Annotated in this window: 30 protein-coding genes and 2 tRNA genes; 16 read left to right on the top strand and 16 right to left on the bottom strand. The window is 60.5% G+C overall.

From position 1 onward, the window contains the following. Both LRX75_RS23475 and LRX75_RS21415 read right to left on the bottom strand, forming a co-directional pair. A partial coding sequence (locus LRX75_RS23475; RefSeq protein ID WP_420851177.1) for a helix-turn-helix domain-containing protein occupies nucleotides 1–166 on the bottom strand: 166 nt, incomplete at its 3' end. Between the two features lie 42 nt (nucleotides 167–208). Next, nucleotides 209–514 carry a hypothetical protein gene (locus LRX75_RS21415; protein ID WP_231816666.1) on the bottom strand — a complete coding sequence of 102 codons (306 nt, stop codon included), beginning with the start codon at nucleotides 512–514 and terminating at the stop codon, nucleotides 209–211. 453 nt (nucleotides 515–967) lie between these two features. On the opposite strand from LRX75_RS21415, the gene LRX75_RS21420 reads away from it, so the two are divergent. Next, nucleotides 968–1,243 (top strand): hypothetical protein, encoded by a 276-nt coding sequence (locus LRX75_RS21420; RefSeq protein WP_231816667.1) that lies wholly within the window; start codon nucleotides 968–970, stop codon nucleotides 1,241–1,243. 71 nt (nucleotides 1,244–1,314) lie between these two features. On the opposite strand, the gene LRX75_RS23320 is transcribed toward LRX75_RS21420, so the two are convergent. Beyond that, the gene (locus tag LRX75_RS23320) at nucleotides 1,315–4,257 is read right to left on the bottom strand and encodes a VWA domain-containing protein (protein ID WP_269456301.1); all 2,943 of its coding nucleotides are present in this window, start codon (nucleotides 4,255–4,257) and stop codon (nucleotides 1,315–1,317) included. Between the two features lie 300 nt (nucleotides 4,258–4,557). Here LRX75_RS23320 and LRX75_RS21435 point away from each other — a divergent pair, with 300 nt between their 5' ends. Both LRX75_RS21435 and LRX75_RS21440 read left to right on the top strand, forming a co-directional pair. After that, nucleotides 4,558–4,905, top strand: coding sequence for a DUF6864 domain-containing function (locus LRX75_RS21435; protein ID WP_231816668.1), 348 nt, complete (start codon nucleotides 4,558–4,560; stop codon nucleotides 4,903–4,905). Next, complete coding sequence (locus tag LRX75_RS21440; protein WP_231816669.1) at nucleotides 4,902–5,333, top strand: hypothetical protein; 432 nt, start codon at nucleotides 4,902–4,904, stop codon at nucleotides 5,331–5,333. The genes LRX75_RS21435 and LRX75_RS21440 overlap by 4 nt, the downstream gene beginning before the upstream one ends. A gap of 215 nt (nucleotides 5,334–5,548) precedes the next feature. Here the strand turns inward: LRX75_RS21440 and LRX75_RS21445 are convergent, their stop codons facing one another. Genes LRX75_RS21445 through LRX75_RS21455 form a run of 3 tightly spaced genes read right to left on the bottom strand, consistent with a single transcriptional unit; the run spans nucleotide 5,549 to nucleotide 7,415 of the window. Continuing rightward, nucleotides 5,549–5,830: a hypothetical protein gene (locus LRX75_RS21445; RefSeq protein ID WP_231816670.1), complete on the bottom strand. Its 282-nt coding sequence runs from the start codon at nucleotides 5,828–5,830 to the stop codon at nucleotides 5,549–5,551. Continuing rightward, nucleotides 5,830–6,306 carry a M14 family metallopeptidase gene (locus tag LRX75_RS21450; protein WP_231816671.1) on the bottom strand — a complete coding sequence of 159 codons (477 nt, stop codon included), beginning with the start codon at nucleotides 6,304–6,306 and terminating at the stop codon, nucleotides 5,830–5,832. The genes LRX75_RS21445 and LRX75_RS21450 overlap by 1 nt, the downstream gene beginning before the upstream one ends. Continuing rightward, the gene (locus tag LRX75_RS21455) at nucleotides 6,303–7,415 is read right to left on the bottom strand and encodes a tyrosine-type recombinase/integrase (protein ID WP_231816672.1); all 1,113 of its coding nucleotides are present in this window, start codon (nucleotides 7,413–7,415) and stop codon (nucleotides 6,303–6,305) included. The genes LRX75_RS21450 and LRX75_RS21455 overlap by 4 nt, the downstream gene beginning before the upstream one ends. A gap of 508 nt (nucleotides 7,416–7,923) precedes the next feature. Here LRX75_RS21455 and LRX75_RS21460 point away from each other — a divergent pair. Further along, entirely contained in the window at nucleotides 7,924–8,214 is a 291-nt protein-coding gene (locus LRX75_RS21460; RefSeq protein WP_231816673.1) for a hypothetical protein, read from the top strand. A 12-nt stretch (nucleotides 8,215–8,226) separates the two neighbouring features. Here the strand turns inward: LRX75_RS21460 and LRX75_RS21465 are convergent, their stop codons facing one another. Together LRX75_RS21465 and LRX75_RS21470 are read right to left on the bottom strand one after the other, a co-directional pair. Continuing rightward, complete coding sequence (locus LRX75_RS21465; protein ID WP_231816674.1) at nucleotides 8,227–8,463, bottom strand: helix-turn-helix transcriptional regulator; 237 nt, start codon at nucleotides 8,461–8,463, stop codon at nucleotides 8,227–8,229. A 139-nt stretch (nucleotides 8,464–8,602) separates the two neighbouring features. Further along, the gene (locus LRX75_RS21470; protein WP_231816675.1) at nucleotides 8,603–8,767 is read right to left on the bottom strand and encodes a YlcI/YnfO family protein; all 165 of its coding nucleotides are present in this window, start codon (nucleotides 8,765–8,767) and stop codon (nucleotides 8,603–8,605) included. A gap of 105 nt (nucleotides 8,768–8,872) precedes the next feature. On the opposite strand from LRX75_RS21470, the gene LRX75_RS21475 reads away from it, so the two are divergent. Both LRX75_RS21475 and LRX75_RS21480 read left to right on the top strand, forming a co-directional pair. Then, entirely contained in the window at nucleotides 8,873–9,301 is a 429-nt protein-coding gene (locus LRX75_RS21475) for a hypothetical protein (RefSeq protein WP_231816676.1), read from the top strand. 7 nt (nucleotides 9,302–9,308) lie between these two features. Then, a tRNA-OTHER gene (locus LRX75_RS21480) sits at nucleotides 9,309–9,385 on the top strand. A 166-nt stretch (nucleotides 9,386–9,551) separates the two neighbouring features. Here the strand turns inward: LRX75_RS21480 and LRX75_RS21485 are convergent. Then, nucleotides 9,552–9,641: transfer RNA gene (locus LRX75_RS21485), tRNA-Ser, on the bottom strand. A gap of 198 nt (nucleotides 9,642–9,839) precedes the next feature. On the opposite strand from LRX75_RS21485, the gene LRX75_RS21490 reads away from it, so the two are divergent. The 5 genes from LRX75_RS21490 (at nucleotide 9,840) to LRX75_RS21510 (ending at nucleotide 14,443) form a co-directional block, all read left to right on the top strand. Then, complete coding sequence (locus tag LRX75_RS21490; protein ID WP_231816677.1) at nucleotides 9,840–10,088, top strand: hypothetical protein; 249 nt, start codon at nucleotides 9,840–9,842, stop codon at nucleotides 10,086–10,088. A gap of 198 nt (nucleotides 10,089–10,286) precedes the next feature. Next, a complete protein-coding gene (locus LRX75_RS21495; protein WP_231816678.1) occupies nucleotides 10,287–11,384 on the top strand; it encodes a septal ring lytic transglycosylase RlpA family protein in 1,098 nt (365 codons plus the stop codon). 48 nt (nucleotides 11,385–11,432) lie between these two features. Continuing rightward, nucleotides 11,433–12,578, top strand: a complete 1,146-nt coding sequence (locus tag LRX75_RS21500; protein ID WP_231816679.1) for a D-alanyl-D-alanine carboxypeptidase family protein — start codon at nucleotides 11,433–11,435, stop codon at nucleotides 12,576–12,578. Between the two features lie 162 nt (nucleotides 12,579–12,740). Then, a complete protein-coding gene (gene tmk, locus LRX75_RS21505; RefSeq protein WP_231816680.1) occupies nucleotides 12,741–13,406 on the top strand; it encodes a dTMP kinase in 666 nt (221 codons plus the stop codon). Next, on the top strand, nucleotides 13,403–14,443 hold the full coding sequence (locus LRX75_RS21510) for a DNA polymerase III subunit delta' (protein ID WP_231816681.1): 1,041 nt from the start codon (nucleotides 13,403–13,405) through the stop codon (nucleotides 14,441–14,443). Before tmk ends, LRX75_RS21510 begins: the two co-directional genes overlap by 4 nt. Nucleotides 14,444–14,446: 3 nt before the next feature. Here LRX75_RS21510 and LRX75_RS21515 read toward each other — a convergent pair whose 3' ends face one another. Further along, nucleotides 14,447–14,770: a nucleoside triphosphate pyrophosphohydrolase family protein gene (locus LRX75_RS21515; RefSeq protein ID WP_231816682.1), complete on the bottom strand. Its 324-nt coding sequence runs from the start codon at nucleotides 14,768–14,770 to the stop codon at nucleotides 14,447–14,449. Between the two features lie 154 nt (nucleotides 14,771–14,924). On the opposite strand from LRX75_RS21515, the gene metG reads away from it, so the two are divergent. The 3 genes from metG to LRX75_RS21530 are packed head-to-tail and all read left to right on the top strand — an operon-like array spanning nucleotide 14,925 to nucleotide 18,095. Beyond that, a complete protein-coding gene (metG, locus tag LRX75_RS21520; RefSeq protein ID WP_231816683.1) occupies nucleotides 14,925–16,475 on the top strand; it encodes a methionine--tRNA ligase in 1,551 nt (516 codons plus the stop codon). Between the two features lie 14 nt (nucleotides 16,476–16,489). Then, the gene (locus tag LRX75_RS21525; RefSeq protein WP_231816735.1) at nucleotides 16,490–17,269 is read left to right on the top strand and encodes a TatD family hydrolase; all 780 of its coding nucleotides are present in this window, start codon (nucleotides 16,490–16,492) and stop codon (nucleotides 17,267–17,269) included. Between the two features lie 13 nt (nucleotides 17,270–17,282). Next, complete coding sequence (locus tag LRX75_RS21530) at nucleotides 17,283–18,095, top strand: MBL fold metallo-hydrolase (protein WP_231816684.1); 813 nt, start codon at nucleotides 17,283–17,285, stop codon at nucleotides 18,093–18,095. A gap of 8 nt (nucleotides 18,096–18,103) precedes the next feature. Here the strand turns inward: LRX75_RS21530 and LRX75_RS21535 are convergent, their stop codons facing one another. Continuing rightward, nucleotides 18,104–19,063, bottom strand: a complete 960-nt coding sequence (locus LRX75_RS21535; protein WP_338110346.1) for a phosphoribosylaminoimidazolesuccinocarboxamide synthase — start codon at nucleotides 19,061–19,063, stop codon at nucleotides 18,104–18,106. 342 nt (nucleotides 19,064–19,405) lie between these two features. Between LRX75_RS21535 and LRX75_RS21540 the strand changes: the two genes are divergently transcribed. Continuing rightward, on the top strand, nucleotides 19,406–19,792 hold the full coding sequence (locus LRX75_RS21540; protein WP_231816686.1) for a DUF4864 domain-containing protein: 387 nt from the start codon (nucleotides 19,406–19,408) through the stop codon (nucleotides 19,790–19,792). Between the two features lie 65 nt (nucleotides 19,793–19,857). Further along, complete coding sequence (locus LRX75_RS21545) at nucleotides 19,858–21,048, top strand: class I SAM-dependent methyltransferase (RefSeq protein ID WP_231816687.1); 1,191 nt, start codon at nucleotides 19,858–19,860, stop codon at nucleotides 21,046–21,048. Between the two features lie 60 nt (nucleotides 21,049–21,108). Here LRX75_RS21545 and tgt read toward each other — a convergent pair whose 3' ends face one another. From tgt to coaD, 5 genes are all read right to left on the bottom strand, one after another. Next, a complete protein-coding gene (gene tgt / locus LRX75_RS21550) occupies nucleotides 21,109–22,239 on the bottom strand; it encodes a tRNA guanosine(34) transglycosylase Tgt (protein ID WP_231816688.1) in 1,131 nt (376 codons plus the stop codon). Then, complete coding sequence (queA, locus tag LRX75_RS21555) at nucleotides 22,236–23,315, bottom strand: tRNA preQ1(34) S-adenosylmethionine ribosyltransferase-isomerase QueA (protein WP_231816689.1); 1,080 nt, start codon at nucleotides 23,313–23,315, stop codon at nucleotides 22,236–22,238. Before queA ends, tgt begins: the two co-directional genes overlap by 4 nt. Nucleotides 23,316–23,393: 78 nt before the next feature. Then, the gene (locus LRX75_RS21560; RefSeq protein WP_113152107.1) at nucleotides 23,394–23,903 is read right to left on the bottom strand and encodes a peptidylprolyl isomerase; all 510 of its coding nucleotides are present in this window, start codon (nucleotides 23,901–23,903) and stop codon (nucleotides 23,394–23,396) included. Between the two features lie 27 nt (nucleotides 23,904–23,930). Continuing rightward, nucleotides 23,931–24,497, bottom strand: a complete 567-nt coding sequence (locus LRX75_RS21565) for a peptidylprolyl isomerase (RefSeq protein ID WP_231816690.1) — start codon at nucleotides 24,495–24,497, stop codon at nucleotides 23,931–23,933. A gap of 67 nt (nucleotides 24,498–24,564) precedes the next feature. Then, entirely contained in the window at nucleotides 24,565–25,062 is a 498-nt protein-coding gene (gene coaD / locus LRX75_RS21570; RefSeq protein ID WP_231816691.1) for a pantetheine-phosphate adenylyltransferase, read from the bottom strand. Nucleotides 25,063–25,163: the final 101 nt, after the last annotated feature.

Here is a 25,163-nt window from a genome sequence, read left to right on the forward strand (position 1 = left end):
CCGCCCGCAACTTCTGCCCAAGCCGCACCGCACTCGCAGCCGACACATCGAACCGTCGCGCAACAGATCGAACCGATTCACCCTGCACGACAGCCGCCGCAATCCGGCTGCGCAAATCCAACGAAAGTGACTTCGGCATTGCTGAAAGCCTCCCGCTAAAATCCATACGGAATCAGAAAACAACACAAAATGCCAGCCCCCGATTCCGTTACCCGCAGACAGACTCTAACGCTTGCGCAAAATCACCGTTGTAGGTGTATTCAGGTCGAGCTAGTATTCCTTCAGCTTCTAGAAACTCCTCCTCTGGTCCGCTACCGAAGTGAACCGCACGTGACGAGGGCCAGACTAATTTATCAAAAAACAGCAGCGCTGCTTTGAGCTCCTGTCGGTCAATTTGGTGACTCTTAATATATATTCTGCTCTTATTAATATCTATCGGAGGGCTAACGATCAGCCCACGGATAGGGTTTCCGTAGTTTGCATCCGATGCTTTTCGGCGTTTCGCTTCGCCCATTTTCAGTCTCCGTCACTCCACTCAGGGTGGAGCAAACGCTCTTTCTTCATCCAAAGCAAGGTTCCCTTTCAAATGAACAGCCGTCGCTAAGGCGGCGCGGTCTTCGCGTGGCGATGTGTCAACGTTGCAATGCTGTTTGAAGCCATCACGCTTCCACAGTAATCTTCAATGCATGCCACGGTTCCCAAGCTCTCAGGCTGTAGCCTGGCTGGGGCAAAAGCCTCCTGCTGATGCCCTCCAGCCGCCCGTGCCCCCACCTCATCTGGTAGGGTAGTCTCGCTCAAGCTTCACCTGCATACTGCTGCTTCGGAGGCTGGCTGCACCGTTGCCTGGTTACAGTCTCCGCGGTCCTCCCAAGACCTGAAATGCGCGCCCCCTTGCCCTAACCGGCGAGGGGGCTTTTTTGCGTGTCGCAGGGTAGCCCCCGTGCCGTCCCGTCCTAAATCTAGGTGTATGAATTCCTACGAAAGCCGGTTCCGCGTCATTGTCGGCGAAGACTTCGACCCATCACGGGATCTTGGGGCAGAACAGGCGTGTGCACTTTCTGCTCTCATCTTCGGCATGCCGGAGACGCAGACCACGAGAGATGGTTTTTTCATCCAGTACGAGGGCTGGAGCTTCGATCAGGACATCTACCTGTCGGTTACGGTCACAGACGATCATAAGAGCGGGGCGCGGGCTCTATGCGAGCCGAATTTCGCTCTCGACCAAGATATCGCAGCTTCCTGAGAGACGCTGCGCGGCGAGACTTGACCCACCCCGCGCCATTTGTTCTGCGGGGTGGGAGCGTCGACGGGAAGTTAGAGAAGGAAGAAGCCCTTCTGCAAGTTGAGCGGATCATCAAAGTGCAGAACGAAGTCGGCCTTCTTGTCGCCGTTCGTATCGGCATAGACGATCGTGTCCGACTTGAGTTTCTCATAGCGAAGTTCGCCCGCTTTTCCATGGAAGCCAGCTGTGCCGATGTATGAGAAAGCCTGATTGCCGGCAGCTTTGGTGTTTGCGTCAATGACCGATAAGTCGATGCGATCTCTCTCGAGAAGGAAGAAATCGAATATGCTATCGCGCGTCGCTCCCGTGCCGTAGCTGTCTTTGACAGACGTGAAAGCGAAAGTATCGGCGCCGACGCCGCCGAATAGTTTATCGCCTCCGACGCCACCATCCAGCCGATCATTGCCCAGGCCACCATCCAGCCGATCATTGCCGAGCCCGCCGGTGAGCGTATCGTTGCCGAGCCCGCCGGTGAGCGTATCGTTTCCAGCAGCTCCGTAAAGCCTATCGTTTCCGTCGTCTCCCAGGAGAACGTCGTTGTCAGCGCCACCGTCGATCCAGTCGTCCCCGAGGCCTCCGAACAGGCGATCGATATCCGCGCCGCCATAGAGCACGTCGTTGCCATCCCCGCCCAAGATACGGTCCTGTCCGGAATCGCCCCACAGCCTGTCGTTGCCGCCAAGCCCGTTGATGATATCCGCGCCCCCGAGGCCGGAGATGACATCGTCGCCGGAGCTGCCTTCCAGACGGTCGGGTCCCTCAGTCGGCGCGGGTTTTTCCGGATCGTCGTTGACGATGATAACCTGAGCGCTGCCGACCGCGATCGTGGCGGCTTCATCGATGCCGGAGATCTGGAGGCCGACCAGTTCGTCGCTTTCGAATGTAACGTCACCGTTGATCGTCAGCGTCACCGTCTTCACTTTCTCTCCGACCGCCAATGCGAGCGACGAGACCAATCCCGACACATCCGTCGAGTCGGCCGATCCGATACTCTGGAGCGCGACGATCGCAGCACTGTCTGCGCTATCACGGGAAATTGTGAACACGACGCTCTGCGTGCCGGCATTGCCTTCAACGACCGACGACGTATCGACGGACAGGCTGTAGATGGGTGTTTCGAGGACTTTGAGCAAAGCGCCCGCTGCTTCTGCTGCATTCGATGCCGAAAAACTCACCCCGCCCGTCGAGGTGGACAGATCACCGAAGTAATCGACGACATCCGGGTCGCTGCCTATGACGACGGTGAAGATCTGGACAGGGATCGACGTCCCGCCGGCGGCGGCCGCCATCGCAAACGTCGACATGTAGACCGACGGTGCGATCGCCTTGGAAACGATGCCGCCAGACAGCTTGACCCCGAGATCCGCCGCAAGCGCCCGGACCTGACCCTCCAGTTCCGGGTCGTTTGGCGGTGCGTCTCCAAAAAGAACGATACGGCGCGCCGCCGCATCCTCCCGCCACTCGCCCGCTCCGCCGTTCAGCGCCCTAAGCAGTCCGGCATTGACAGCTTCCGGATAGTCGCCTCCGCCCCCGACCGAAATAGAATTGATCGCGTCGATCGCAGCGGCCTTGCGCTCCCCTAACGTCGCATGCTCCGTGAAGGAGAGAATGGTTTCCGTTTCGGGATCGTTGTAGCCAACGACCGCGACGCGAGAATTGCTGAACCCCCTGTCCGCGTCGAAAATAGTGTCTAGGATGGCTGCGGATTGCGCCCGAACGGCATCGATATCATCCGACATGCTGCCGGTCGTATCGATCACGAAAGCGATATCCTGGCCCTTGCCGACCGGAATCTCGAATTTCTGGACGACCGGAGCGATCATATCGACGGAGATCGGGATGCTTGTCTTGTAGAGGTCGTAGCGCCCGTCAGTAAGAGACCAGCTGTAATCGAAGTTAGCGAGGGGACCGAAGGTAATATCCGGCGACAGCACCGGTCCATCGAGAGACACCTCACCGGAAAGGATTTCCATACCGACTTTTCCGATCGGTGCAAGGGAGTAGGAGACATCGACATTGCCGACTAGCTCATAGGTGATCTGACCCGTCAGGGGTTTAGAGAGATCCGTCGGAGCAATGAACGTGAAATCGTCTCCGATCTTGCCGGAATAGGTCTCGGTCCCGATCTGGATCTTCGTGAGGATGTTGCTCGGCTCGAAGCTGAACGTCTGAACGAGGCCGTAGCCACCGACGATTTCCGGCGCCACAATCGTGTATTCGAGTTCGAAATTATAGTCGCCGATGGCTACCTTGTATTCTTCGGTTAGGAAATCGAGTGCTGCAAGGGCCGGAATGATATCCAGAAACTCGATCGGATTGAGCTCAAGAGAAACGAGAGGCTCTTCGATCGGCAAAGTAAGAGGAACGAGGACGCCGGTCGGACCTGTTCCGTCCTGCAGCGTGTTTTTCTCTTCGCCGGAAGGTGTCGCAAACTCTAGATCGAGCCCGTCGATCAGCTCACGACCGCCGGAAAGAGAATCGATGGTGACAAGCGGAACTGACACGGGATCTTTCGTCGCCACAGCGATGTCGGCCGACGTAAAAAGCGGTGTCTCGAAAAGATTTCCAACCTCGATATTCGTCAGCGAGGCTGCTGCCTGCAGTTTCGCACTGAGCTCGAGTCCGCCGAAATTTAGGCTTTCCGCTGCCAGAACGGCCCCCTCCACAAAGAAGTCATTCGTCGTTCCAACGAGATAGGCCGCCCCTGCCGTGATCTCGTCGGGAAGTTCAAGACCTGCAAACATTGGGTACGTCAGATCGAACTCTCCGAGCGACGGCGAGGAAAGCTCAAGATCCAGACCGACTTTGACATCATAGGTGTAATCGAAATTGGCCGCGAGACTCGCATATTCGCCGGAGCCGACGTATTCCTTGGAAAAAAGCGTTGTCTTGAAGTCAGAGAGATCGACCCCGAGTACTTTTCCGATATCGACATCTTCGGCCGAGAAGGAGATGTCCTGTTTAGAAATAGCCATAATGTTCCCCCTACACACATAAAATTGACCGTTATGGAAACTGAAATTTTTTTAAAATAAAATCAACTATATTTGGGAGGTGTTCTTAGGGGATTTCTATCCCCCCTTCCAAGCGTGCGCCGATAGGTGCGTTTGGCACACTTGAGTGACACGCCGCCTTGAAATGGCTGGCGGTTCTGGAAGCTTCCCAAGCTGAGTATGCCACTTGCTGACCGCCGTAGCATGGTCGGATAATTCCGCGTTCCAATTGCGAATTTAGTCCGTAGGCGCTAGCTTGAGGCAAATAGCAAAGGGAGCCACATGAATATTATTTTAGGAAAATACGAAGTTTTTAAGAGTGTTTCTTTGTTGATCCCGCAAGGTGAGAGAGTCATCGTTCCGATGGAAGTAGATGGCTGGCAACTTCAGGTCGCTATTTCCCTAATTGAAAATGGTGGCCCTCCGTCGCTGGATATTGAAGCAGTCGGATCTAACATTGCGCAGTTAACTCTGAGAAACTGGAACAATCCCCTTGGCACTACCACCAATCAGCCAGCAAGTCTTGGTAAGAGTGGCAAAAGCGGATTAGACATCACTTTCGTTTTGGCTCACTGGCGCATAGGCACCGTCGATAAGATCGAAATACAGTTCATGAGCGCTGTGCAATGATCATTGGTCAGTCATCAGGACCTATATATCAAGAAAGCGAACTTACGACAGGCACAGTCGATGTCGTGCTTGAGAGCAATAATACCGCACAAAATACGATTAAGATCACGGAAGACAGGCTGGAATTACGCTTAACAGCATTTCTCAAGCGACATGAGAGGAGAAATGAGTGGGCAAAATGGCTAGGCACGTTTCTGGCTGTACTCACTACGATCGTGACATCTAGCTTTGTCGATGTATGGATATTCAAGGCAAGTCTTATCCAAACCGTGTTTGTCTGCGTGGCTATCTTGACGGGTCTGGCGACTATACGAGCGCTTTATCAGTTGGTATCCACTCCAAGGATTTCCATCGAGAGCTTTATCCATGGGCTTCGCGATGACACGACGATGCCAGCTTCACAGCGTGCACTTAAGTCTGAGTCCTGATCATTACGGACCGATTGCGGACCGCTGCGCGAGACAGAACCAGAACAGACGAGAACGGAACGAGACCGGTCTTCTTGAAAATGCTGGGTTTGCGCGAAGCCTACGCCGTTCGGGACGGGGGTAACCTCCACGTGACACGGCTCTAGAGTAGCTTCCTTAGCCCTAACCCGCTCGAGGGGCTTTCATGGTCTTGGCGCTAGATGACTATGCATCCCCTACTTTTTCGTTTTCCTCCCCAATGACTGCCCAAGCCGCTCCTCGCCATCTGGCGCCGTCGCCGCAAACCCTGCCGTGATCCCGAAGTATCCGTCGTAGAATTTTAGGACCAACGGCACTGATCGGCCATCATGCAGCGGGTCGACCTGCGGAAAGCCCTTGCGCATGAGCTGCGGGATGACCGCCTTGATGTAGTAGTCCGCCCGCTCCTTGCCAACGATCGCGACCGCGATCTGCTTGTCGGTCGCGAACATGGGGAGGGAAGTAAGGGGGTCGGTCATCACCTCCTCCCTTCCAATTCCCACGCCTCAATCTTCCGCATCTCCGCCTTGCCGTCCTTTGTCAGCGTGAACCTGCGCTTGCCCTTCGCGTCCTTAGCGAGCTCGCGCACCATCGATTTGCCAGCGAGCATTGCCAGGGTCGTTTCACCGGCGCCAGGGATCTCTGCGGCAGTCTCGCATTCCGGATGGTCGCGCATAAATCGCAGGACCTTCACGTGTCGGTCGTCGAGTTCGGTTGGTGAAGACAAGCGGTCAAGGGCGGAGCGTAGAGCCGACTTGCCGGCTGGTTGCCCACTTTTGAAGCTGTCGATCCACGCATCGAGGTCGCGCACATCATAACGGTGCATCCGGACGCTATCTCCGAGCGCAACCGCTCTCACCGGGCACACCCCGCCGAAGGTTGAGATCGACAGCCCGCAGTAGGCCGCCGCCTGGCTCTTGGTGAGGAGACGAGGGGTCACGGTGCTCTGTGTCATGAACCAGCGCCCCATTTCACGTGCTTGCCGACATAACCAAGCGGATCCGCCCACCACGGCATTGCACGCCAGATGTCCGGAACGGGAAGGGTATTGATCGCCTCGATAAGGGGCGCCTGCGGCACATTCGTGTAGTGGCGGCTCATGCTGTCCACGGCGTGACCCAAGATCTGGTCCTTAATGTGCGGGTGGATCTGGTTGATGACCAGCTGCGTCGAGACCGTGTGCCTGCCAGTGTAGGGGCTCACGTCATCGATGCGGATACCGCGCTTTGCCAGCCGCGCTCTCGTGCCGCGTATGGATCCATTGAGCTGGCCGCCTCGCTCCTCGAAAATTTGGTAAGCAGTCCCGCGATAGTTCTGGAAGACTTGCGGCGGCCCCTTCTTGCGCTTCAACAGCGACGTGAAGAGCGGCACCAGGAACTCGTGCATCGGAACGCCCCGTGGCTCTCCAGTCTTGGTGTGCTCGAGCGTGAGCCATCTGCCGGCCACATCAATGTCGCTCGGCTCAAGCGTGAAAAGCTCAACTGGTCGCATGCCTGTGTAGAACAGCGCCGTCATGACCATCGCAGGGGCAGGTGACATGTTCGATACGAACTCAGCGGCTCGCTCGTAGGCTACTGGGCGGGTTCCCGATCTGCTCGTGGTCGGTCGACGCCGCGTACCCTTCTGCTTCCTCGGGCGTGCCCATTGCCTGGGCTCTGCCCACTCGTTTCTCGCGGCGTGATTCCAGACTGCGATGAATGGCGTGAAGAGTTGACGATTGCGTGTGACGGCGGTTGTGTCGGGATAGAGCTTTAGCGACAGCAGATCGAGGTCGCTCTGGTGGATGTCTCGGAGGAGCCTGTTGCCAAAGGCGTTCACGAGCGGTGTGAGGAACCGCGCGGATCCTCCTCCGACTAGGTACGCATCGGCCGCAGTCTTAAAGGTCACGACCGACTTTTTTCCGAAGATGCTTTCGTCCAGCAGATCGCGCTCACGCAGGACGCGGATGGTTTCGGCCGCGTCAGTGTCCGCGGTCTTCGTCGACTCGTAGACGGCGATGCCCCGCACGTTTCCGCGGAGCCATAGATTCGGGCTGTCTTTTCGTTTGATGAGTTTGAGAACCACCACAGGCCTCCTAGGAGAAAACAGGTCCGCCCGCGGCACCGGTGTGCCGACGGCGTTGTTGCGTCTCCTCAATGTGGTGTGTGCGGGTTGGTGAACCGCGAATACAAGCTAGATGGCAGGGAGTGGCTGGTCAATACGGCGCGCCGCATGCTCTCCCCACAAAGATGCGAACCCGGGAAACCAGCGCTTGACTCTCATCGACTACCAGAACAAAATGGGAACATAGTCCGCAGTATTAGAAAACATTCCCAACCGAGAGTCTCGCAATGACTAGCGCAATGCCTCACCGTGTCCAGCAATCCGATGCCGTTCATATGTCCGCTGACACCTTAGCCGAGGAGATCATCGCCTCCTACAACGGCGATCACCGGGCGGCGCTGAAGTCTGTGTTGGCGGATTCCCTGTTCTTCCAGTCGCAGCTGCACACCGCCTCGTGCTTGCTCTCGAAAGGTATGGGGAGGGGCTGGGTACCCGCATTCGAGCGCATACCAGCTCAGGAGGGCTGACGGTGAAGCATCCGCGCTCGATCGATCTGCGCACGGAAATGTCCGCGCCATTCAAGCCGGCCCGTGCCAGAGACGCCAGTTACGATCTGTGGCGGCTTATCGGCGACTTGCCGCAGTACGAGATCCTCGGCGGCACCTGCCCGAAGTGCGGGAATGTCGGATGGCTCGACATGGATGTCGTGCGCAGGAAAGTCGGGGCCGACATGAGCCTGAACCATTTTAAGGAGAAGCTCGTCTGCCAATGCGGGAACCGCGAGGGCAATCGGCTCATGATCGGGACTTTGGCGCGGTGAGGGTGGTAGCCCCTAGCTCTTACCGCTGCGCACCTGCTCCGCAATTCTCGCCTCAATCTTCTTTTGGATCCACTCCATCACCTCGCTCTTCACGAAGGCAATTCGTCGATCGCCAAGATCGACGGCAGCCGGGAATCGTCCGGATGTTCTGTAGGCGTTGACCATCGTTCGAGACATGCTTGTCATGATGGCCGCTTGGTTCAATGAGACCAGAACCGCTAGGTCGTTGTCGTCGCGCCGTCTGAACATACGCCTCTCCTGGTCGATAAGGCTAGCATAGCCAACATTGGCGACCTGGGCAACGAGGATGCGGAAATTATTCTATACTAAGATATTGTATTGTTTTACAAATTTGTCAAACGCATCAAGCGATCTTAAGCGGCCATATTCACTCAGCAGCGCCCTTCGGCAGAAAGCCTTTGTCTTCAAGGTCGCGGATGATCAGGTACTCGACATATGCTGACATCGATCTTCTGTCTGCCTTTGCCGCCTCCTCAAGGGCTTCGCGAACCTCCGGAGCCAGCCGTATCCCGATGCTCGCCGCACGTACCATTTCTTGCCCCTCAGTTTTGTTGAACTTTGTTTAACATTGTTGTTGACGACTATTGAACATCGTTATAGCTTGTTAAACAGAAAGACGCAACGAGGAGCTGGGATAATGGTAAACGAGAAGGTAATATTTGCAGACGTCGAGGATCCGATATGCGCCGCGGCCAATCATGCGGTTCTGGCCAATGAGTTTGTCTGGAACCTTCTGCGGGAGAACAAGGGGCTGGGGTCGCTCTCAGAGCACCGCGTAACAGCGGCCTGCTCTGTGCTCGAAACGGCCGAGACCGCCGCTCTGGAAGCTCGTGACACCTACTACGCGGCATTCGAGCAGAACAATGACGCCGCCTTCGGCAAGACGCCTGTTGTCACTGTCGTGAGTGTCCAGGTCGCTTCCGGCCTTGATGACCTCAAGCAGCAGCTTGAGTTGCTCTACATGGCAACCGCTATGCTGCCCGATGAGGACGATGAGGGCGCAATGAGGGACGGTCTGTCACGAGCCTTGAACCTGCTGGCCGAGACGGCAGGGCACCTGCACTAGAAGTTTCGGCCCGCTGGCGCAATTGGATAGCGCACCGGTTTTCTACCCTGGAGGTTCCTGATTCGAGTTCAGGGCGGGCCACCAAAATACAGAGCATGTGCATCCACCACCTCGCGGGCTCACCACCCGAGTGCACAGCTCAAGGCGCGGCGTATGCTGCTGCCGGCCGCTCGCTGTCACAGCGAGCGGTTTTTTCTGAGTTATGACAGAGGATAATAAAACCCAAATAAACCAATAAAAACAACGGAAATGGCGGAAGAGGTGGGATTCGAACCCACGGTACGGTCTCCCGCACGCCGGTTTTCAAGACCGGTTCCTTAAACCACTCGGACACTCTTCCAGAGACTTTTGGCGCGCGAGGGTCTGGTTGGATTATCGTTTGAGGGGGCCCTCGTCAACTCGGGGTTTGATGCGGATGGTCGGCGAGGGCCGGCATCCGATGGTCCGTTAAGGTTTGGAACAAAAGCAGATTGGGGGTGTTCCTGGCGTATATCATCATGGCAACGGAGATACAGAGATGCGGAAGGTCGGAATGTGCATGGCTTTGAGCCTCGGTGCTGCGTTTTCCAAGCCGGCTGTTGCTGCTCTCGGAGATCCGGCATCCTACGCTCGGGACGACGTTGTCGTCGCCGCGTTTTACAATACGACTCCCGCAGGTGGCTCTGCCAGCGAAGAGACGGCAGATATTTGCGTGCCGCCGGAGGAGCAGTATATTCCGTCCTTCGTACGCGATCCGCGCGGCCGTATCGTGGGCGTGAATTACACGATTATCGAATATGTTTGCTGACGGGAGTAGAGCTGGCGATCTTGCGATCGCAACCACTCGTTAACCATAAACACGAATTCCCGGCGGAGCGCGAAGCCCGCATTCGCATTTACGCCATGTTGCTGTCATTTTTGACGACTGTATCCTTTTGATACGATCGGTCCGCCCATGAGGGGCTTGAGCGTTCCGATTTCGTCAGACAGCGGCAATGTGGGACAGATGACTTTCAGACAATATGCACGTTTCCTCGCAAGGGGTGCTGGCTTTGCCGCCGTTCCGGCGATCTGCCTGGCACTGACGTCCTGCGGAACCACGGCGCAGGTCGAGGCGCCGAAAAAGCGGAGCAAAGAGTATTTTCCGGAGTCGGTCTATGGCGTCAAGGCGAGCCCCCGCGTCGCCGACGGCAAGAACATTCCGAAGGGCGGCGGGCGTTATCAGGTCGGCAAGCCCTACAAGGTTAAGGACAAGTGGTACACGCCGAAAGAGGACTTCAGCTACAACAAGGTCGGTATCTCCTCGTGGTACGGCTCGGCCTTCCATGGTCGCCTCACGGCCAATGGCGAGGTCTATGATACGGCGCATCTGTCTGCGGCCCATCCCACCTTTCCGCTGCCCAGCTATGCGCGCGTGACGAATGTCGAGAACGGCTCGTCGGTCATCGTGCGCGTGAACGATCGGGGACCCTACGAATACGGCCGTATCATCGATGTTTCCTCCAAGACGGCCGATCTCCTCGACATCAAGCGCAAGGGCAGCGCGCAGGTTCGCGTCCAGTATGTGGGCCGCGCGCCGCTCGAGGGCAACGATATGCCCTATCTGATGGCATCCTATGCCGCCAAGGGCAGCCGCGTACCGGGTATCGCGCCGGAAGGGCAGATCGCGTCGGGCGTCATGGTCGCGTCGAACGAACCGCTGGCCCGGCAGATGAAGAGCCTCGGATCGTCGGACCTCGGAACGGTATCCATTCCCGCCAAGGCGCCCGTGCCGCAGCCCGCACGCAATTCTGTCGCGCCGTCCGCGCATCCCTCGCTTGACAGTGCCTCCTCGATGACGGCCCTTGCCGAGCCGCAGCATGTCCTGCGCGCGCCGGGCGCCATGGACGCGCTCGAGGCCTTCGTGACCTTGCCGGATGTCGGCCCGATCCCGGCAGAGCGTCCGAGCACCTTCGGCAAGCCGGGAAACGGCGTTCTCTACGCTGCAGCCTATGTGGAAGCGCGCGTCAGCACCTCGGAGACCGCGTTCGATGCCATCATGGTCGATCCGCATGCTTTGACCTCCTCCGCCATCATCGCACATGCCAAACGCAACGCTCGCTAAGGTGGGCGAGATGGGGGCGACCCCGGGGGAGGCTTCGTGAGGCGGCGCATGCTCTGCAGGACATGGGCGCTGGCACTGGCGCTTGCGCTCTGCAGCACCGCGTCCGGCGCGCAGGAGTTCGAGACGAAGGCGCGCCAGGCACTCGTCATCGATGCGCTGACGGAAACCGTTCTTCTGGAGAAAGCAGCCGACGAGGCCGTTCCCCCGGCCTCCATGGCCAAGATGATGACGGTGGAGCTGGTGCTCTCGGCACTGAAGGACGGGAGCCTTTCGCGCGAGTCGCTGTTTCCCGTCAGCGAACATGCCTGGCGGACGGGCGGGGCGCCCTCCGGCACATCGGCGATGTTTGCGGCGCTGAATTCCCGCGTGTCGGTCGGGGATCTGCTTCAGGGCGTCGTCGTTCAATATGCCAATGATGCCTGCATCGTCCTTGCCGAGGGCATGGTCGGCAGCGAGGCTGGGTTTGCGGAACGCATGACGGCCCGGGCACGGGCGATCGGGCTGAAGGCATCGACCTTCGCCAATCCCACAGGCCTGCCGGCCGACGGCAATCTCACGACGATGCGGGACCTCGTGATGCTCGCGCGCCATCTCCGCACGTCCTATCCCGACGATATTCCGCTTTTCCGCCAGGCCGAGTTCGAGTGGAACAAGATCCGCCAGCGAAACCGGAATCCGCTGATCTTCGCCAATATCGGCGTCGACGGCTATGTCACCGGTTTTGCCGAAGGTTACGGCTACGGCCTCGTCGCATCCATGGAGCGGGACGGGCGGCGCGTCGATCTGGCGCTGAACGGGTTGGCGACGGACAAGGACCGTTTGGCCGAGGCAAGGCGCGTGTTCGACTGGGCCATGACGAACTTCTCGGAGAAGCGGCTCTTTGCCGGAGGCGAGACGGTGGCGGAAGCCAGCGTCTACGGCGGCGATCGCGCTTCCGTCGGGCTGGTGACGGCGAGCCCCGTCGATATTCTGCTTCCGGTAAAAACACCCGCGAAGCTGACCGCCCGCGTCGTCTATCGCTGGCCTCTGACGGTGCCCGTGCGGGCAGGGGAGGTCGCGGGCACGCTGCGCATCTGGAACGGAGAGCAGTTGTTGCGGGAGGTGCCGCTGAAGACTGCAGCATCGGTCGAGGCCGGGTCGCTGACGAGCCGTGCTGCGGATGCCCTGAAGGAACTGCTGTTTTTCTGGCTTTGACGACTCCTGTCTGTGGCGCCGGGCCTGTTCGGGCGGCCTTGCGTCCTTTTCCGGCACGCGTGTTTTCAGACGATGCACAATAGGTTACTGGAACGTCTCCCCTTGTCCGTTCTCCGGGCTTGGGATCGCGACGATTGAGGCAATGAATTGACGGCTGATGCGATGTTCGTGACATTCGAAGGCGGCGAGGGGGTCGGCAAATCGACCCAGATCCGTCGTCTGGCCAGTGCGCTGGAAGCGCAAGGCCATGCCGTGCGCATCACCCGCGAGCCCGGTGGTTCCGCCGGGGCCGAAGCGGTGCGGCACGTGATCCTGTCAGGGGCTGCGGAATCCTACGGGGTTCGCATGGAAGCGCTGCTCTTTGCCGCCGCACGCAGCGACCATGTGGAAACCGTGATCCGCCCCGCGCTGGAAAGTGGCTGCATGGTCCTCTGCGACCGTTTCATGGACTCCTCCCGCGTCTACCAGGGCATCACCGGCAATCTTCCCGAAGCCCTCATCGACGGTCTGGAGCGGCTGGCGATCAATGGGCTACGCCCCGACATCACCATCATTCTCGACATGCCGGCAGCGAGCGGGCTCGCGCGGGCGCGGGCGCGGGCGTCGGAGGCCGCGGACATGGCGAGTGCCGTGCCGGATCGCTTCGAGAAGGAAGAACTGGAAACGCATGAGAAGCGCCGCGAGGCCTTTCTCGATATTGCCGCGCGCGATCCCGCGCGGTGTCGCGTGGTCGATGCCTCCCGGTCCGTCGATGCCATTGCACACGATGTGCTGGCAACCGTGGAAGCGCGCATCGCGGAGCGGCAGGCGGAAAGGCGAGACGCATGACCGACGGTCGATCCGATGTCCTCGACGGCGCGATCGCGCCATCCGACAACAGCGCGCTGTTCGGGCACCAAGAGGCGCAGGCTTTTCTCGCGGCCGGCTATCGCTCCGGCAAGGGACATCATGCCATTCTCATCGAGGGGCCGGAGGGCATCGGCAAGGCGACGCTCGCCTTTCGCTTCGCCAACCACATTCTCAGCCATCCCGAGCCGGCCGATGCGCCGCCGGAAATTGCCGATCCCGATCCGGGTTCTGTCGTCAGCCGGCAGATTGCGGCCGGGTCGTCGCACAATGTTCTGCACCTCACGCGTCCGGTGGATGAGAAGACCGGCAAGGTAAAAAGTGCGATCACGGTGGACGAGGTGCGCCGGGCAGGGCGGTTCTTCGCGCAAACCTCGGGTACCGGCAACTGGCGCATCATCATCATCGACCCGGCCGACGATCTCAACCGGAATGCGGCCAATGCCATCCTCAAGATTCTGGAGGAGCCGCCGAAGCGGTCGATGTTCCTCGTTCTCACCCACACACCCGGCCGCCTTCTGCCCACCATCCGCTCGCGCTGCCTGCCACTGGCACTAAAACCCCTTGCCGACGACGACATGACCCGGGCACTGGCGCATCTCGACATCCGGCTGGAGGGGGAGCGGGGCGAGCGCGTGCTTGCGGCCGCGAAGGGCAGCGTTTCGGAGGCGTTGAAGCTCATCAATTATGGCGGACTCGACATCATCGACGCCTTCGACCACATGCTCGGCCATCCCGACGACGCGCCGGCGCGACGCGAGATGCACAAGCTCGGCGACATTCTGGCGGCGAAGGACAGCGATACGATATTTGCCTTTTTCGCGACGCTTGTCGCGCGCCACGTAAACGCACAGGCCAAGGCGGCCGGCCTTGGCGGCGATCTGGCCGCGGCCGAACGTTTCGCGCGGCTTTCCTCGGACCTGTCCGAGCGGCTGACGGTCGCCGACGCCTACAATCTCGACCGCAAGCAGACCGTCCTCTCGATTCTCGATGATCTCAGGACGGCCGGCCGGTTCTAGAGATCAGGGTGCAGTCCCATCCGTTCCAACAGGCGAAAAGCGCCACTTCCGTTCGACGGCGGCATCGAGATCGAGCCCGTGCCGATGGGCGAAGAGCAGGACATGGCCGAGGAGATCGGCGGTCTCGTCTTCCAAGGCGGTTCTCAACGTCTCCTCGTCGAGGCCCTTTCGGCGCGCCCGTCCGCTCAGCCGGTTCCATGCTTGCGTGACCTCGCCCATCTCCTCGACGAGCTTGAGGATGAACCAGTCGTCGTCCCGCAGAATGCCGGTCGTTTCCGCATAGCGAACAGAGGCCCGCTCGAAGTCTTTCTGCAATTTTCCCAACATGACCCTCTCTCCCTTCGTTCCTTTTTTGTTCCTGCAGACCATTTCCGTCAAGAAGCCCGGTCGCTTTTTGCAGGGTTTCCATTCCCACCGCCCGTGGGATGGTTTAAGAGCGGGGCAGGCCAGAAAAGCTCACAGCCAGAAGTTCACAATTGCCATGACAGACACATCCCCCTTCTACATCACCACCGCCATCGCCTACCCCAACGGGCGTCCGCATATCGGCCATGCCTATGAGCTGATCGCGACCGATGTCGTGGCGCGGTTCGAGCGGCTGGACGGGCGAGACGTCTTCTTTCTGACGGGGACGGACGAGCACGGGCAGAAGATGCAACAGACGGCACGCCGGGAAGGCCTGACGCCCGGGGAACTGGCGGATCGCAATGCGGCCGAATTCCAGGCGATGGTGAAGCTGCTCGAAGGCTCGAACGACGATTACATCCGAACGACAGAGCCGCGCCACCACGAGGCCGCGAAGGTTATCTGGAACAGGATGGCTGACGCCGGCGACCTCTACAAGGATGCCTATTCCGGCTGGTACTCCGTGCGTGACGAGGCGTACTATCAGGAAAGCGAGACCGAAGTCCGCGCCGATGGCGTGCGCTACGGACCGCAGGGCACGCCCGTGGAGTGGGTGGAGGAGGCGAGCTATTTCTTCCGCCTCTCCGCCTATCAGGACCGGCTGCTCCAGCACTACGAAGACAATCCGGATTTCATCGGTCCCGCCGAGCGCCGCAACGAGGTTATCTCGTTCGTCAAATCGGGCCTGAAAGACCTCTCCATGTCGCGCACGACGTTCGACTGGGGCATTCCCGTGCCCGGCGATCCGGCACATGTCATGTATGTCTGGGTCGATGCTCTGACGAACTACATCACGGCCACCGGCGCCCTGACGGACCCGGAAGGCCCGCGCGCCAAGTACTGGCCGGCGAGCATCCACATGATCGGCAAGGACATTATCCGCTTCCATGCCGTCTACTGGCCCGCCTTCCTGATGTCGGCCGGCCTGCCGCTGCCGAAAAAGGTTTTCGCCCACGGCTTCCTGCTCAACAAGGGCGAGAAGATGTCGAAATCCCTCGGCAATGTGGTCGATCCGGTCAATCTGGTGGAGCATTTCGGTCTCGACCCGATCCGCTATTTCTTCATGCGCGAAGTCTCCTTCGGGCAGGATGGGAGCTATAGCGAGGAGGCGATCGCGACGCGGATCAATTCGGATCTCGCCAACGGCATTGGCAACCTTGCCAGCCGCTCTTTGTCGATGATCGTCAAGAACTGCGACGGCGCCATTCCGGTTTGCGGCCCGTTGAGCGAAGCCGACGCGGCCATGCTTGCCTCGGCGGACGCCCTGCACGCCTCGACGCGCAGCGACATGGACGCGCTCGCCATTCACAAGGTTCTCGCCTCCATTATCGCGGTCGTGTCGGAAGCCGACCGGTATTTCGCAGGCCAGGAGCCTTGGGCTCTGAAAAAGACCGACCCCGAACGCATGGCGACGGTGCTCTATGTGACAGCGGAGGTCGTGCGCCAGGTGGCGATCCTGCTGCAGCCCTTCATGCCGGGCTCTTCGGCCAAGCTGCTGGATCTCGTGGCGGTGCCCGAAGACCGCCGCAGCTTCGCTTTCCTCGGGGAGGCGGGCCGGCTGACGTCGGGAACGCCCCTCGAAGCGCCGAAGCCGGTCTTCCCGCGCTATGTCCCGCCCGAGGTTTGACCGTGGTTGCCCCTTTGCTGATCGATACGCATTGCCACCTCGATTTTCCGGATTTCGAGGCCGAGCGGGACGCCATCGTGGCTCGCGCGGCCGAGATCGGCGTCCACAAGCTCGTCACCATCTGCACGCGCGTCAAACGCTTCGACACGATTCTTGCGGTCGCCGAGCGATACGATACCGTGTTCTGCTCGGTCGGAACCCATCCGAACAATGCGGATGAGGAACTGGACGTGCTGACGGAGGATCTGGTCCGGCTGTCGGCGCATCCGAAGGTGGTCGCGATCGGCGAGGCGGGCCTCGATTATTTCTACGACACGCAGAAGCCGGAAGACCAGAAGACCGGCCTGCACCGTCACATCGCCGCTGCACGCGAAACCGGTCTGCCGCTGGTCATCCACAGCCGCTCGGCGGACGACGACATGGCGGAGATTCTCACGCGCGAGACGGGGAAGGGGGCTTTCCCCTTCATCCTGCATTGCTTCTCGTCCGGGCCCGATCTGGCACGGGTCGGCGTGGAGCTTGGCGGATATATCTCCTTTTCCGGCATCCTCACCTTTCCGAAATCCGAAGAGCTGCGCGCTATCGCCCTCAGCGTTCCGCACGATCGGCTGCTGGTGGAAACCGATGCGCCCTACCTCGCGCCGAAACCGTTTCGCGGCAAGCGCAATGAGCCGGCCTACGTCGCGCACACGGCGCAGGTCCTCGGCGAAACGCTCGGGCTTTCCATCGACGCGATCGCGGCCGTGACCACCGAAAACGCGCTGCGCATCTTCTCCAAGATGCCGCGATCCTGAACCGGTGACATCGATGGCGGCACGGCGGATTTTCACCATTCTCGGCTGCGGATCGTCTCCGGGCGTGCCGCGCATCACCGGCGACTGGGGTGCCTGCGATCCGCAGAATCCGAAAAACCGCAGGCTGCGGGCAGCCTTTCTGGTCGAGCAGGTGGCAGAGGACGGCGGCCGGACGACGGTTCTGATCGACACGGGCCCGGACCTGCGCGAGCAGCTTCTATCGGCCGGGGTGAGGGACCTCGACGCCGTCGTCTATACGCATTCGCATGCCGACCATCTCCACGGCATCGACGACCTTCGGGGATTCGTCATTCACAACCGGCGCCAGACGCCGATCTGGGCCGACGCCTTCACACTCGCGCGCATCCGCGACGGGTTCGGCTACTGTCTGGAATCTCCGCCCGGAAGCAACTATCCGCCGATCATCCGGGCCTGCCTGATCGAGCCGTCTCTCGACCCCTTCGAGGTTGACGGCGCCGGCGGCACGATCACGTTCCAGCCGCTGCTGCAGATGCACGGCTCGATCCATTCGCTCGGCTTCCGCATCGGCGACGTCGCCTACTGCACCGATGTCAGCGATTTTCCGCCGGAAACGGTCGACAAACTCGGCGGATTGGACACGCTGGTGATCGATACGCTACAATATCAGTATCATCCGAGCCATCTCTCGCTCGAACAGTCGCTCGGCTGGATCGAGACGATCGCCCCGCAACACGCCATCCTGACCCATATGCATGTGCCGCTCGACTATGAGACCGTCATGCGCGAAACGCCGGCTCACGTGGAGCCGGCCTATGACGGTCTGCAGATCGTGATCGAGGTCTGAAGGGGGCTCTATCCGAAGTAGGGTGCGAGATTGTCCCGGACGCGGTCGAGAACGGTCGCACCGCGCAGATCGGGCTCGAAGCGCTTGCCGGTGATCGTCTCATAGGCCTCGATATAGACCTTGGACGTTTGATTGATCAGCGCGTCGGGGATTGCGGGGATCGGATCCTTGTAGGGATCGCAACGCTCGGTGACCCAGGCGCGCACGAAGTCCTTGTCGAAGCTCTTCGGCCGTCCGCCGGTCGCGAAACTTTCCGGATAGCTCTCCGCGATCCAGTAGCGGCTGCTGTCCGGCGTGTGGATCTCGTCGGCCAGCACGATGCGCCCGGACGCGTCGGTGCCGAACTCGTATTTGGTGTCGACGAGGATCAGCCCACGCTTTGCCGCCAGTTCCTGTCCACGCTGGAAGAGTGCCAGCGCGTAGGACGACACCGTTTGCCATTGCTCCGGCGTCAGAAGCTTCTGTGCAAGAATCTCCTCGGCCGACAGCGGCTCGTCATGACCTCCGTCGAAGGCCTTGCTCGTCGGCGTGATGATGGCCGTCGGCAGCTTCTCATTGTCCTTCATGCCGTCCGGCAGGCGCGTGCCGTACATGGAGCGCTCGCCGTTGCGATATTTCGTCAGGATCGATGTGCTCGTCGTTCCCGCAAGATAGCCGCGCACGACGATTTCCACAGGCAGGATATCGAGCCGCGTTCCCACCACGACGTTCGGGTCGGGATAGTCGAGAACATGGTTCGGGCAGATATCCGCCGTCTGCTCGAACCAGTACCGCGCCGTCTGCGTGAGAACCTGTCCCTTGAACGGAATGGCGGTCAGCACGACGTCGAACGCGCTGAGCCGATCCGTCGCGATGATGATCCGCCGCCCGTCCGCCAGATCGTAGTTCTCCCGAACCTTGCCGTTGTAGCGTCCCGGAAGCTCGGGAATGAAGGCGTCGGGGAGGATACGCTGATTGGTGTCGGTCACGGGCCATCTCATCGCTTGGGGGGAAGAAAACGTTCCGTGGATTAGACGCGCTGCCGCCATCGCGTCAATAGAATGGACCCGGCGTTTCAGGGATATCGTCCCGGAACGGCGTGCTGCCGGCCGTATCAGCGCAGGCAGGGTCATCTATGTTCCATAATCTATATTATGTGATTCAGTCATGTAACCAAGGTGGGTTCAAGGATGAAGTGCGACATGCCCTTCTCGTCATCGTCACGGCATCATGGCTCTTCCCATCCGGCACTATCGGCGTAAGCTCAGCGTTACAGCCTCGAATGATGGGAGATGGCAATGGCGCGTGGGGTCTTGGGTGTTGGGGTCGGAATGGCTCTGCTGCTGTCGTCGCCGGGACATGCCGCCGAGCCGGTGGACAATGCGCGGTCCATTATCGGGCGGCAGATCGAGGCCTTTCTGAACGACGATGCGGCGGCGGCGTATTCGTTTGCGTCTCCTCAGATCAAGGGGCTGTTTCCGAGCCAGGATCTGTTCTTCGAGATGGTGAAGCGCGGCTATCGGCCCGTCTACCGGCCTGGAAATTTCGCCTTCGGCCGGAGCAAGGTCGATGGCTCGACAGTCTTGCAGGAAGTGCTGATCTCCGGCCCGGATGGCAAGGACTGGACGGCGCTCTATTCGCTCACCCTGCAACCCGACGGGACCTACAAGATCAACGGCGTGCAGATGCTGCAGCAGGCGCCGGGACCTGAAATCTAAAGTGGTATCCGTCATTGACCACAGGTGTGCGTATTCGTTAGGTTTGCCGTTCAGGGAGGCCGAACATGCCACTATCTTTGCAAAAAGTCTGCGACATCCATGATTTCTTCGAGCCGGAGATCGATGCGATCATTCGGCGCGACCTCCGGTCGGTGCCGTTCGGCTCGCGCCGGGCATGGGAATTCGCCATGATCTTTCGGGCTCTCGGCGCCAAGGGAAAGTTGCAGGGCAGTGCACACGGGCTGGCCATGGGCGCCGGAACCGAAAAGCTGATCTATGCGATCGTCCCCCGCGTCGCCAAGACCGTCGTCACCGATCTCTATCTGCCCGATTCCGGCTGGATCGGTGTGCGCACCGAAAGCCCGCGCGATCTGATCCGCAAGAAAGCGCCCTGGCCCGTCGATTTCGGCAAGGTCGATGCGATGGCCATGGATATGCGCGATCTCAGGTTTCCCGACGAGAGTTTCGATTTCTGCTGGTCGACGGGCGCCTTCGAACATATCGGCCATGACGAGGATTTCCTGCGGCATTTCAGGGAGGTCGATCGCGTCCTGAAGCCCGGCGGCGTCTACGCCTTCACGACGGCCGTCACGTTCGGCGGCGTCACCGAGCGCATTCCGCACAATTACTACTTCGACCCCAACCATCTGGTCGATCTGATCCACGCTTCGCCGCTGCATGCCGAACCCGTGTTCGATTGCTACGTGCAGGACCACCTCCTGAACCGCCCTCACCCCGAGCGCTACCAGAATTACGGCTTTGCCGCCGGCAACCAGATCTCCAAGCCCATCGTATCCTTCCGCCGCGGGGTGACGCTGACGGCGAATGTGATGGTGCTGACGAAGGCGCCCGAGCGGGCAAAGGTTCGGCCCCGCGTGGAGGGTCTGGAGCGATCGCGGGCACGTCTCGCGGATCAGGCACATCACCTCATTCACGAGACCTGGGCCAGTCCGCAATATCTGGAAACGAGGATCGCCGGGCGAACGCTCAAAGTTCAGCCCCAGGTCTTTGCCGATGGCCGAGCCGAGTTCGACGTGATCGTGCCGCCGGGAGCGCCGGCTCTCTATAAATGGGTCGTCAAGCGCCGGCCCGTCACGGCGGTCTACACCTGGGAAACGCAGGCAAAAGGCAACGTGACCGCGCAGGCAGGAACGTTCAGTTTCCCGACGCGTCGCGACTCTCTCTACTCCGTCAAGCTGGAGGCCGTCGGCGACGGCAGCCTCGACCGGGTCGTGATCCGCGCCAAGGCCGCATAGACCCGGAAGCCGCGGCAGCTCACGCCACCCTTCTGATCTCGCTCCGCCGAGAAACGTCGGTCAAACCGGCGCGAGATCGCCCCTCGCCCACTCTTCCTGCGTCTCGGCCATGAAGTCGGCGTAGCGGCCGTCCTCGATCGCCTTGCGGATTCCGGCCATCAGGTCCTGATAGTAGGAAAGATTGTTCCACGTCAGCAGCATGCCGCCGAGCGACTCGTTGGCGCGCACGAGATGGTGGAGATAGGCGCGGGAATAATCACGCGCGGCCGGGCATGTGGATTGCTCGTCCAGCGGACGCATGTCCTCGGCATGGCGGGCATTCCGCAGGTTGATGCGGCCGCGGCGCGTGAAGGCCAAGCCGTGGCGGCCCGAGCGGGTCGGCATGACGCAGTCGAACATGTCGATACCGCGGGCAACGGATTTCAGGATGTCATCCGGCGTTCCCACGCCCATCAGGTAGCGTGGCTTTTCGAAGGGCAGTTCGGGGCAGGTCGTGTCCAGCATATCGAGCATGACCGCCTGCGGCTCGCCGACGGCGAGACCACCAACCGCGTAACCCTTGAGGTCGAGGCCGGCCAGTGCCTGGGCCGATTTGACGCGGAGCGTAGGGTTATCGCCTCCCTGCACGATGCCGAACATGGCCTTGCCCGGCTGGTCGCCGAAGGCGGTCTTGCAACGCTCGGCCCAGCGCAGCGACATTTCCATCGCGCGCTCGATTTCGCGGGGTTCGGCCGGCAGGCGGATGCATTCGTCGAGCTGCATCTGGATATCGCTGTCGAGCAGGCCCTGAATCTCGATGGAGCGCTCCGGCGACATATGGTGCAGGGCGCCATCGACATGGCTCTTGAAGGTCACGCCCTGTTCGTCGAGCTTGCGCAGGCCCGAGAGCGACATGACCTGAAACCCGCCGCTGTCGGTGAGGATCGGCCCCTGCCAGCGAATGAGGTCGTGCAGGCCGCCGAGACGCGCGACGCGTTCCGGGCCCGGACGCAGCATCAGGTGGTAGGTGTTGCCGAGGATGATGTCGGCCCCGAGCTCCTTGACCTGGTCGAGATACATCGCTTTCACCGTACCGACCGTCCCGACAGGCATGAAGGCCGGTGTGCGGATGGTGCCGCGTGGCATGGACACGGCGCCGCGCCGTGCCTTGCCATCCGTGGCGCTCAGGTTGAACTGGAAAGTCTCTGTCATGGCTCGTTCCGGAAAAGCAGGCTGGCATCGCCATAGGAATAGAAGCGATAGCCGTCGGCAATGGCGTTGCTATAGGCGTCGCGCATGGTGTCGAGGCCTGAAAAGGCGGAGACGAGCATGAACAGCGTCGATTTCGGCAAATGGAAATTGGTCATCAGGATATCGACCGCGCGAAACCGATAACCCGGAGTAATGAAGATGCCGGTCGGGCCCGACCAGGGATCGATGCGTCCGTCTTCGCCGGCTGCGCTCTCGATGAGGCGCAGCGAGGTCGTGCCGACGCAGACGATGCGCCCGCCCCTCGCCCGTACGGCGTTCAGCTTCCCGGCGACCTCGGCCGAGACATGGCCGATCTCCTGGTGCATCTTGTGGTCGTCGGTATCATCCGCCTTCACGGGCAGAAAGGTGCCGGCTCCGACATGCAACGTCACGAAATGGCGCTCGACGCCACGGGCCTCCAGGGCCGCAAAGAGGCGGTCGGTAAAATGCAGACCGGCGGTGGGTGCGGCGACAGCGCCGTCTTCGCGGGCGTAAAGTGTCTGGTAGTCCTGCCGGTCCTGTGCATCCTCCGGCCGCTTGGAGGCGATATAGGGTGGCAGCGGGATGTGGCCGACAGCAGCGATCGCTTCATCAAGCGCGGGGCCGGCGAGATCGAAGACCAGCGTGACCTCGCCGCCTTCCGTCTTCGCCTCGACGGTCGCGTCCAGCGTGCCGAGAAGACAGGCGTCTCCGCCATGGCCGAACCGGATGCGATCTCCGGGCTTGATGCGCTTGCCGGGTCTTGCAAAGGCCTTCCAGCGATCGGGCGCGATGCGCATGTGGAGCGTGGTCGACACAGCCTGCTCGGTCGCGCCTTCGCGCAGGCGAACGCCTTCGAGTTGCGCCGGAATGACCCTGGTGTCGTTAAAGACCAGGGCATCGCCCGGCTGCAGGAAAGATGGAAGATCGACGACGCTGCGATGCTCGAGAGGGCTACCCGGGCGCACCACGAGCAGGCGGGCGCTATCGCGCGGGTTTGCCGGCCGGAGGGCGATATTGTCGTCTGGGAGATCGAAGTCGAAGAGATCGACGCGCATGGATGAGCACTTCTGAAAACGGACAAGGCCCGCCCGATGGCCTGAGCGGCGATCGGGCGGGCCCTGCCATAGCCTGAATCAGGCGTTGGCAGCAATCTTCATCGAAACGATGCTGTCGGGATCCTTGACCGGCTCGCCGCGCTTGATGTTGTCGATGTTTTCCATGCCTTCGATGACCTGGCCCCAGACCGTGTACTGCTTGTTCAGCCAGGGGCTGTCGGTGAAGCAGATGAAGAACTGGGAATTGGCCGAATTCGGCATCTGGCTGCGGGCCATGGAGCACGTGCCGCGCACGTGGCTGGTGGCCGAGAATTCAGCCTTGAGGTCGGGCTTGGACGAGCCGCCCATGCCGGCGCGGGCCGGATTGAAATCCTTGCCGCCCTGCTTGCCGAACTGTACGTCGCCGGTCTGCGCCATGAAGTCTTCGATGACGCGGTGGAAAACGACGCCGTCATAGGCGCCTTCCGCAACCAGCTCTTTGATGCGGGCGACGTGGCCCGGTGCGAGATCGGGCTTCAGCTCGATCACGACCTGACCCTTGGTCGTTTCCATGATGATCGTGTTTTCCGGATCCTTGATCTCGGCCATGCTCTTCTCCTTCAAAGAATAGGGATGTTACTTGCCGACCTTGACGCTGATCATACGGTCGGGATTGGTGACGGAGCCGCTGTCGCCCTCGCCTTTCTTGATCTTGTCGACATTTTCCATGCCGGACACGACCTGGCCGACGACGGTGTACTGGCCGTTGAGGAACGAGCCTTCGTCGAACATGATGAAGAACTGCGAATTTGCAGAATCCGGGCTCTGCGAGCGGGCCATGCCGACCGTGCCGCGCTTGAACGGGGTCTTGGAAAATTCGGCCGGCAGGTCGGGCTTCGAGGAGCCGCCCATGCCCGCACGACCGGCCTCGAAGTTCTTTTCGAGATTGCCGTACTGAACGTCTCCCGTCTGGGCCATGAAGCCGGGGATGACGCGGTGAAACGCGACGTTGTCGTAGGCGCCTTCTGCAGCCAGTTCCTTGATCCGCGCGACATGCTTCGGGGCGATTTCGGGAAGCAGCTCGATGACGACGGCGCCGCTTTTCAGCGTGATCGTCAGGAGGTCCTTCGCCTGGGCGATGGCGGCGCCGGTCAGCACCGCCAAGGATACTGCGCCGGCGAGGGCAAGCTTGAAGAATGTCATGATGGCTCCGTGTTTCGTCTGCGGATTTTACTGTGACCGTGTCGATATAGTGCCCGATGTGCCGACGTCAGCGCTGCGCCTTGCGAATTGCAAGCGCCTGAACCACCACCTTCGGCACGAACGGGCCGACATCGCCGCCCATGGCGGCGATCTGACGGACCAATGTGGCTGTTATGGGCCGGGAAGCCGGTGCGGCGGGAATGAAAAGGGTCTGGATATCAGGCGCCATTTCGCGGTTCATGCCGGCCATCTGCATCTCGTAGTCGAGATCCGTGCCGTCTCGCAGCCCGCGAACGAGGAGCGAGGCGCCGTGACGACGCGCAGCGTTGACGACGAGATCGTCGAAGGACACCACCGAGACATCGGCACTGCGCCCCGGCATCGCCTGGCCGACCGCGTGGCGGATCAGGGTGGCGCGCTCGTCGAAGGAGAAGAGCGGCGTCTTGCCGGGATGAACGCCGATAGCGACGATCAGGCTCTGCGCGACGTTCAGCGACTGGGCGAGGATGTCGAGATGCCCGTTCGTGATCGGATCGAAGGAGCCGGGGTAGAAAGCTGTCGTCATCGCACCGTGTTCCGTTTGCGCAGTCTTGTGTCACGCCCGGCAGAGCGACGCAAGATGCGCGATCTGCCGCCTCGAAAACCGCACCGTCCACAGCATGACAG

The organism is Rhizobium quercicola, assembly GCF_021168455.1.
Taxonomy (GTDB): Bacteria; Pseudomonadota; Alphaproteobacteria; order Rhizobiales; family Rhizobiaceae; genus Ferranicluibacter; species Ferranicluibacter quercicola.

Excerpts from the sequence above, each read along its gene's own strand:
- LRX75_RS21415 (WP_231816666.1), bottom strand. The coding sequence starts at position 514 with ATGGGCGAAGCGAAACGCCGAAAAGCATCGGATGCAAACTACGGAAAC.
- LRX75_RS21420 (WP_231816667.1), top strand. The coding sequence starts at position 968 with ATGAATTCCTACGAAAGCCGGTTCCGCGTCATTGTCGGCGAAGACTTC.
- LRX75_RS23320 (WP_269456301.1), bottom strand. The coding sequence starts at position 4,257 with ATGGCTATTTCTAAACAGGACATCTCCTTCTCGGCCGAAGATGTCGAT.
- LRX75_RS21435 (WP_231816668.1), top strand. The coding sequence starts at position 4,558 with ATGAATATTATTTTAGGAAAATACGAAGTTTTTAAGAGTGTTTCTTTG.
- LRX75_RS21440 (WP_231816669.1), top strand. The coding sequence starts at position 4,902 with ATGATCATTGGTCAGTCATCAGGACCTATATATCAAGAAAGCGAACTT.
- LRX75_RS21445 (WP_231816670.1), bottom strand. The coding sequence starts at position 5,830 with ATGACCGACCCCCTTACTTCCCTCCCCATGTTCGCGACCGACAAGCAG.
- LRX75_RS21450 (WP_231816671.1), bottom strand. The coding sequence starts at position 6,306 with ATGACACAGAGCACCGTGACCCCTCGTCTCCTCACCAAGAGCCAGGCG.
- LRX75_RS21465 (WP_231816674.1), bottom strand. The coding sequence starts at position 8,463 with ATGTTCAGACGGCGCGACGACAACGACCTAGCGGTTCTGGTCTCATTG.
- LRX75_RS21470 (WP_231816675.1), bottom strand. The coding sequence starts at position 8,767 with ATGGTACGTGCGGCGAGCATCGGGATACGGCTGGCTCCGGAGGTTCGC.
- LRX75_RS21475 (WP_231816676.1), top strand. The coding sequence starts at position 8,873 with ATGGTAAACGAGAAGGTAATATTTGCAGACGTCGAGGATCCGATATGC.
- LRX75_RS21490 (WP_231816677.1), top strand. The coding sequence starts at position 9,840 with ATGGCTTTGAGCCTCGGTGCTGCGTTTTCCAAGCCGGCTGTTGCTGCT.
- LRX75_RS21495 (WP_231816678.1), top strand. The coding sequence starts at position 10,287 with ATGACTTTCAGACAATATGCACGTTTCCTCGCAAGGGGTGCTGGCTTT.
- LRX75_RS21500 (WP_231816679.1), top strand. The coding sequence starts at position 11,433 with ATGCTCTGCAGGACATGGGCGCTGGCACTGGCGCTTGCGCTCTGCAGC.
- tmk (WP_231816680.1), top strand. The coding sequence starts at position 12,741 with ATGTTCGTGACATTCGAAGGCGGCGAGGGGGTCGGCAAATCGACCCAG.
- LRX75_RS21510 (WP_231816681.1), top strand. The coding sequence starts at position 13,403 with ATGACCGACGGTCGATCCGATGTCCTCGACGGCGCGATCGCGCCATCC.
- LRX75_RS21515 (WP_231816682.1), bottom strand. The coding sequence starts at position 14,770 with ATGTTGGGAAAATTGCAGAAAGACTTCGAGCGGGCCTCTGTTCGCTAT.
- metG (WP_231816683.1), top strand. The coding sequence starts at position 14,925 with ATGACAGACACATCCCCCTTCTACATCACCACCGCCATCGCCTACCCC.
- LRX75_RS21530 (WP_231816684.1), top strand. The coding sequence starts at position 17,283 with ATGGCGGCACGGCGGATTTTCACCATTCTCGGCTGCGGATCGTCTCCG.
- LRX75_RS21540 (WP_231816686.1), top strand. The coding sequence starts at position 19,406 with ATGGCTCTGCTGCTGTCGTCGCCGGGACATGCCGCCGAGCCGGTGGAC.
- LRX75_RS21545 (WP_231816687.1), top strand. The coding sequence starts at position 19,858 with ATGCCACTATCTTTGCAAAAAGTCTGCGACATCCATGATTTCTTCGAG.
- tgt (WP_231816688.1), bottom strand. The coding sequence starts at position 22,239 with ATGACAGAGACTTTCCAGTTCAACCTGAGCGCCACGGATGGCAAGGCA.
- queA (WP_231816689.1), bottom strand. The coding sequence starts at position 23,315 with ATGCGCGTCGATCTCTTCGACTTCGATCTCCCAGACGACAATATCGCC.
- LRX75_RS21560 (WP_113152107.1), bottom strand. The coding sequence starts at position 23,903 with ATGGCCGAGATCAAGGATCCGGAAAACACGATCATCATGGAAACGACC.
- LRX75_RS21565 (WP_231816690.1), bottom strand. The coding sequence starts at position 24,497 with ATGACATTCTTCAAGCTTGCCCTCGCCGGCGCAGTATCCTTGGCGGTG.
- coaD (WP_231816691.1), bottom strand. The coding sequence starts at position 25,062 with ATGACGACAGCTTTCTACCCCGGCTCCTTCGATCCGATCACGAACGGG.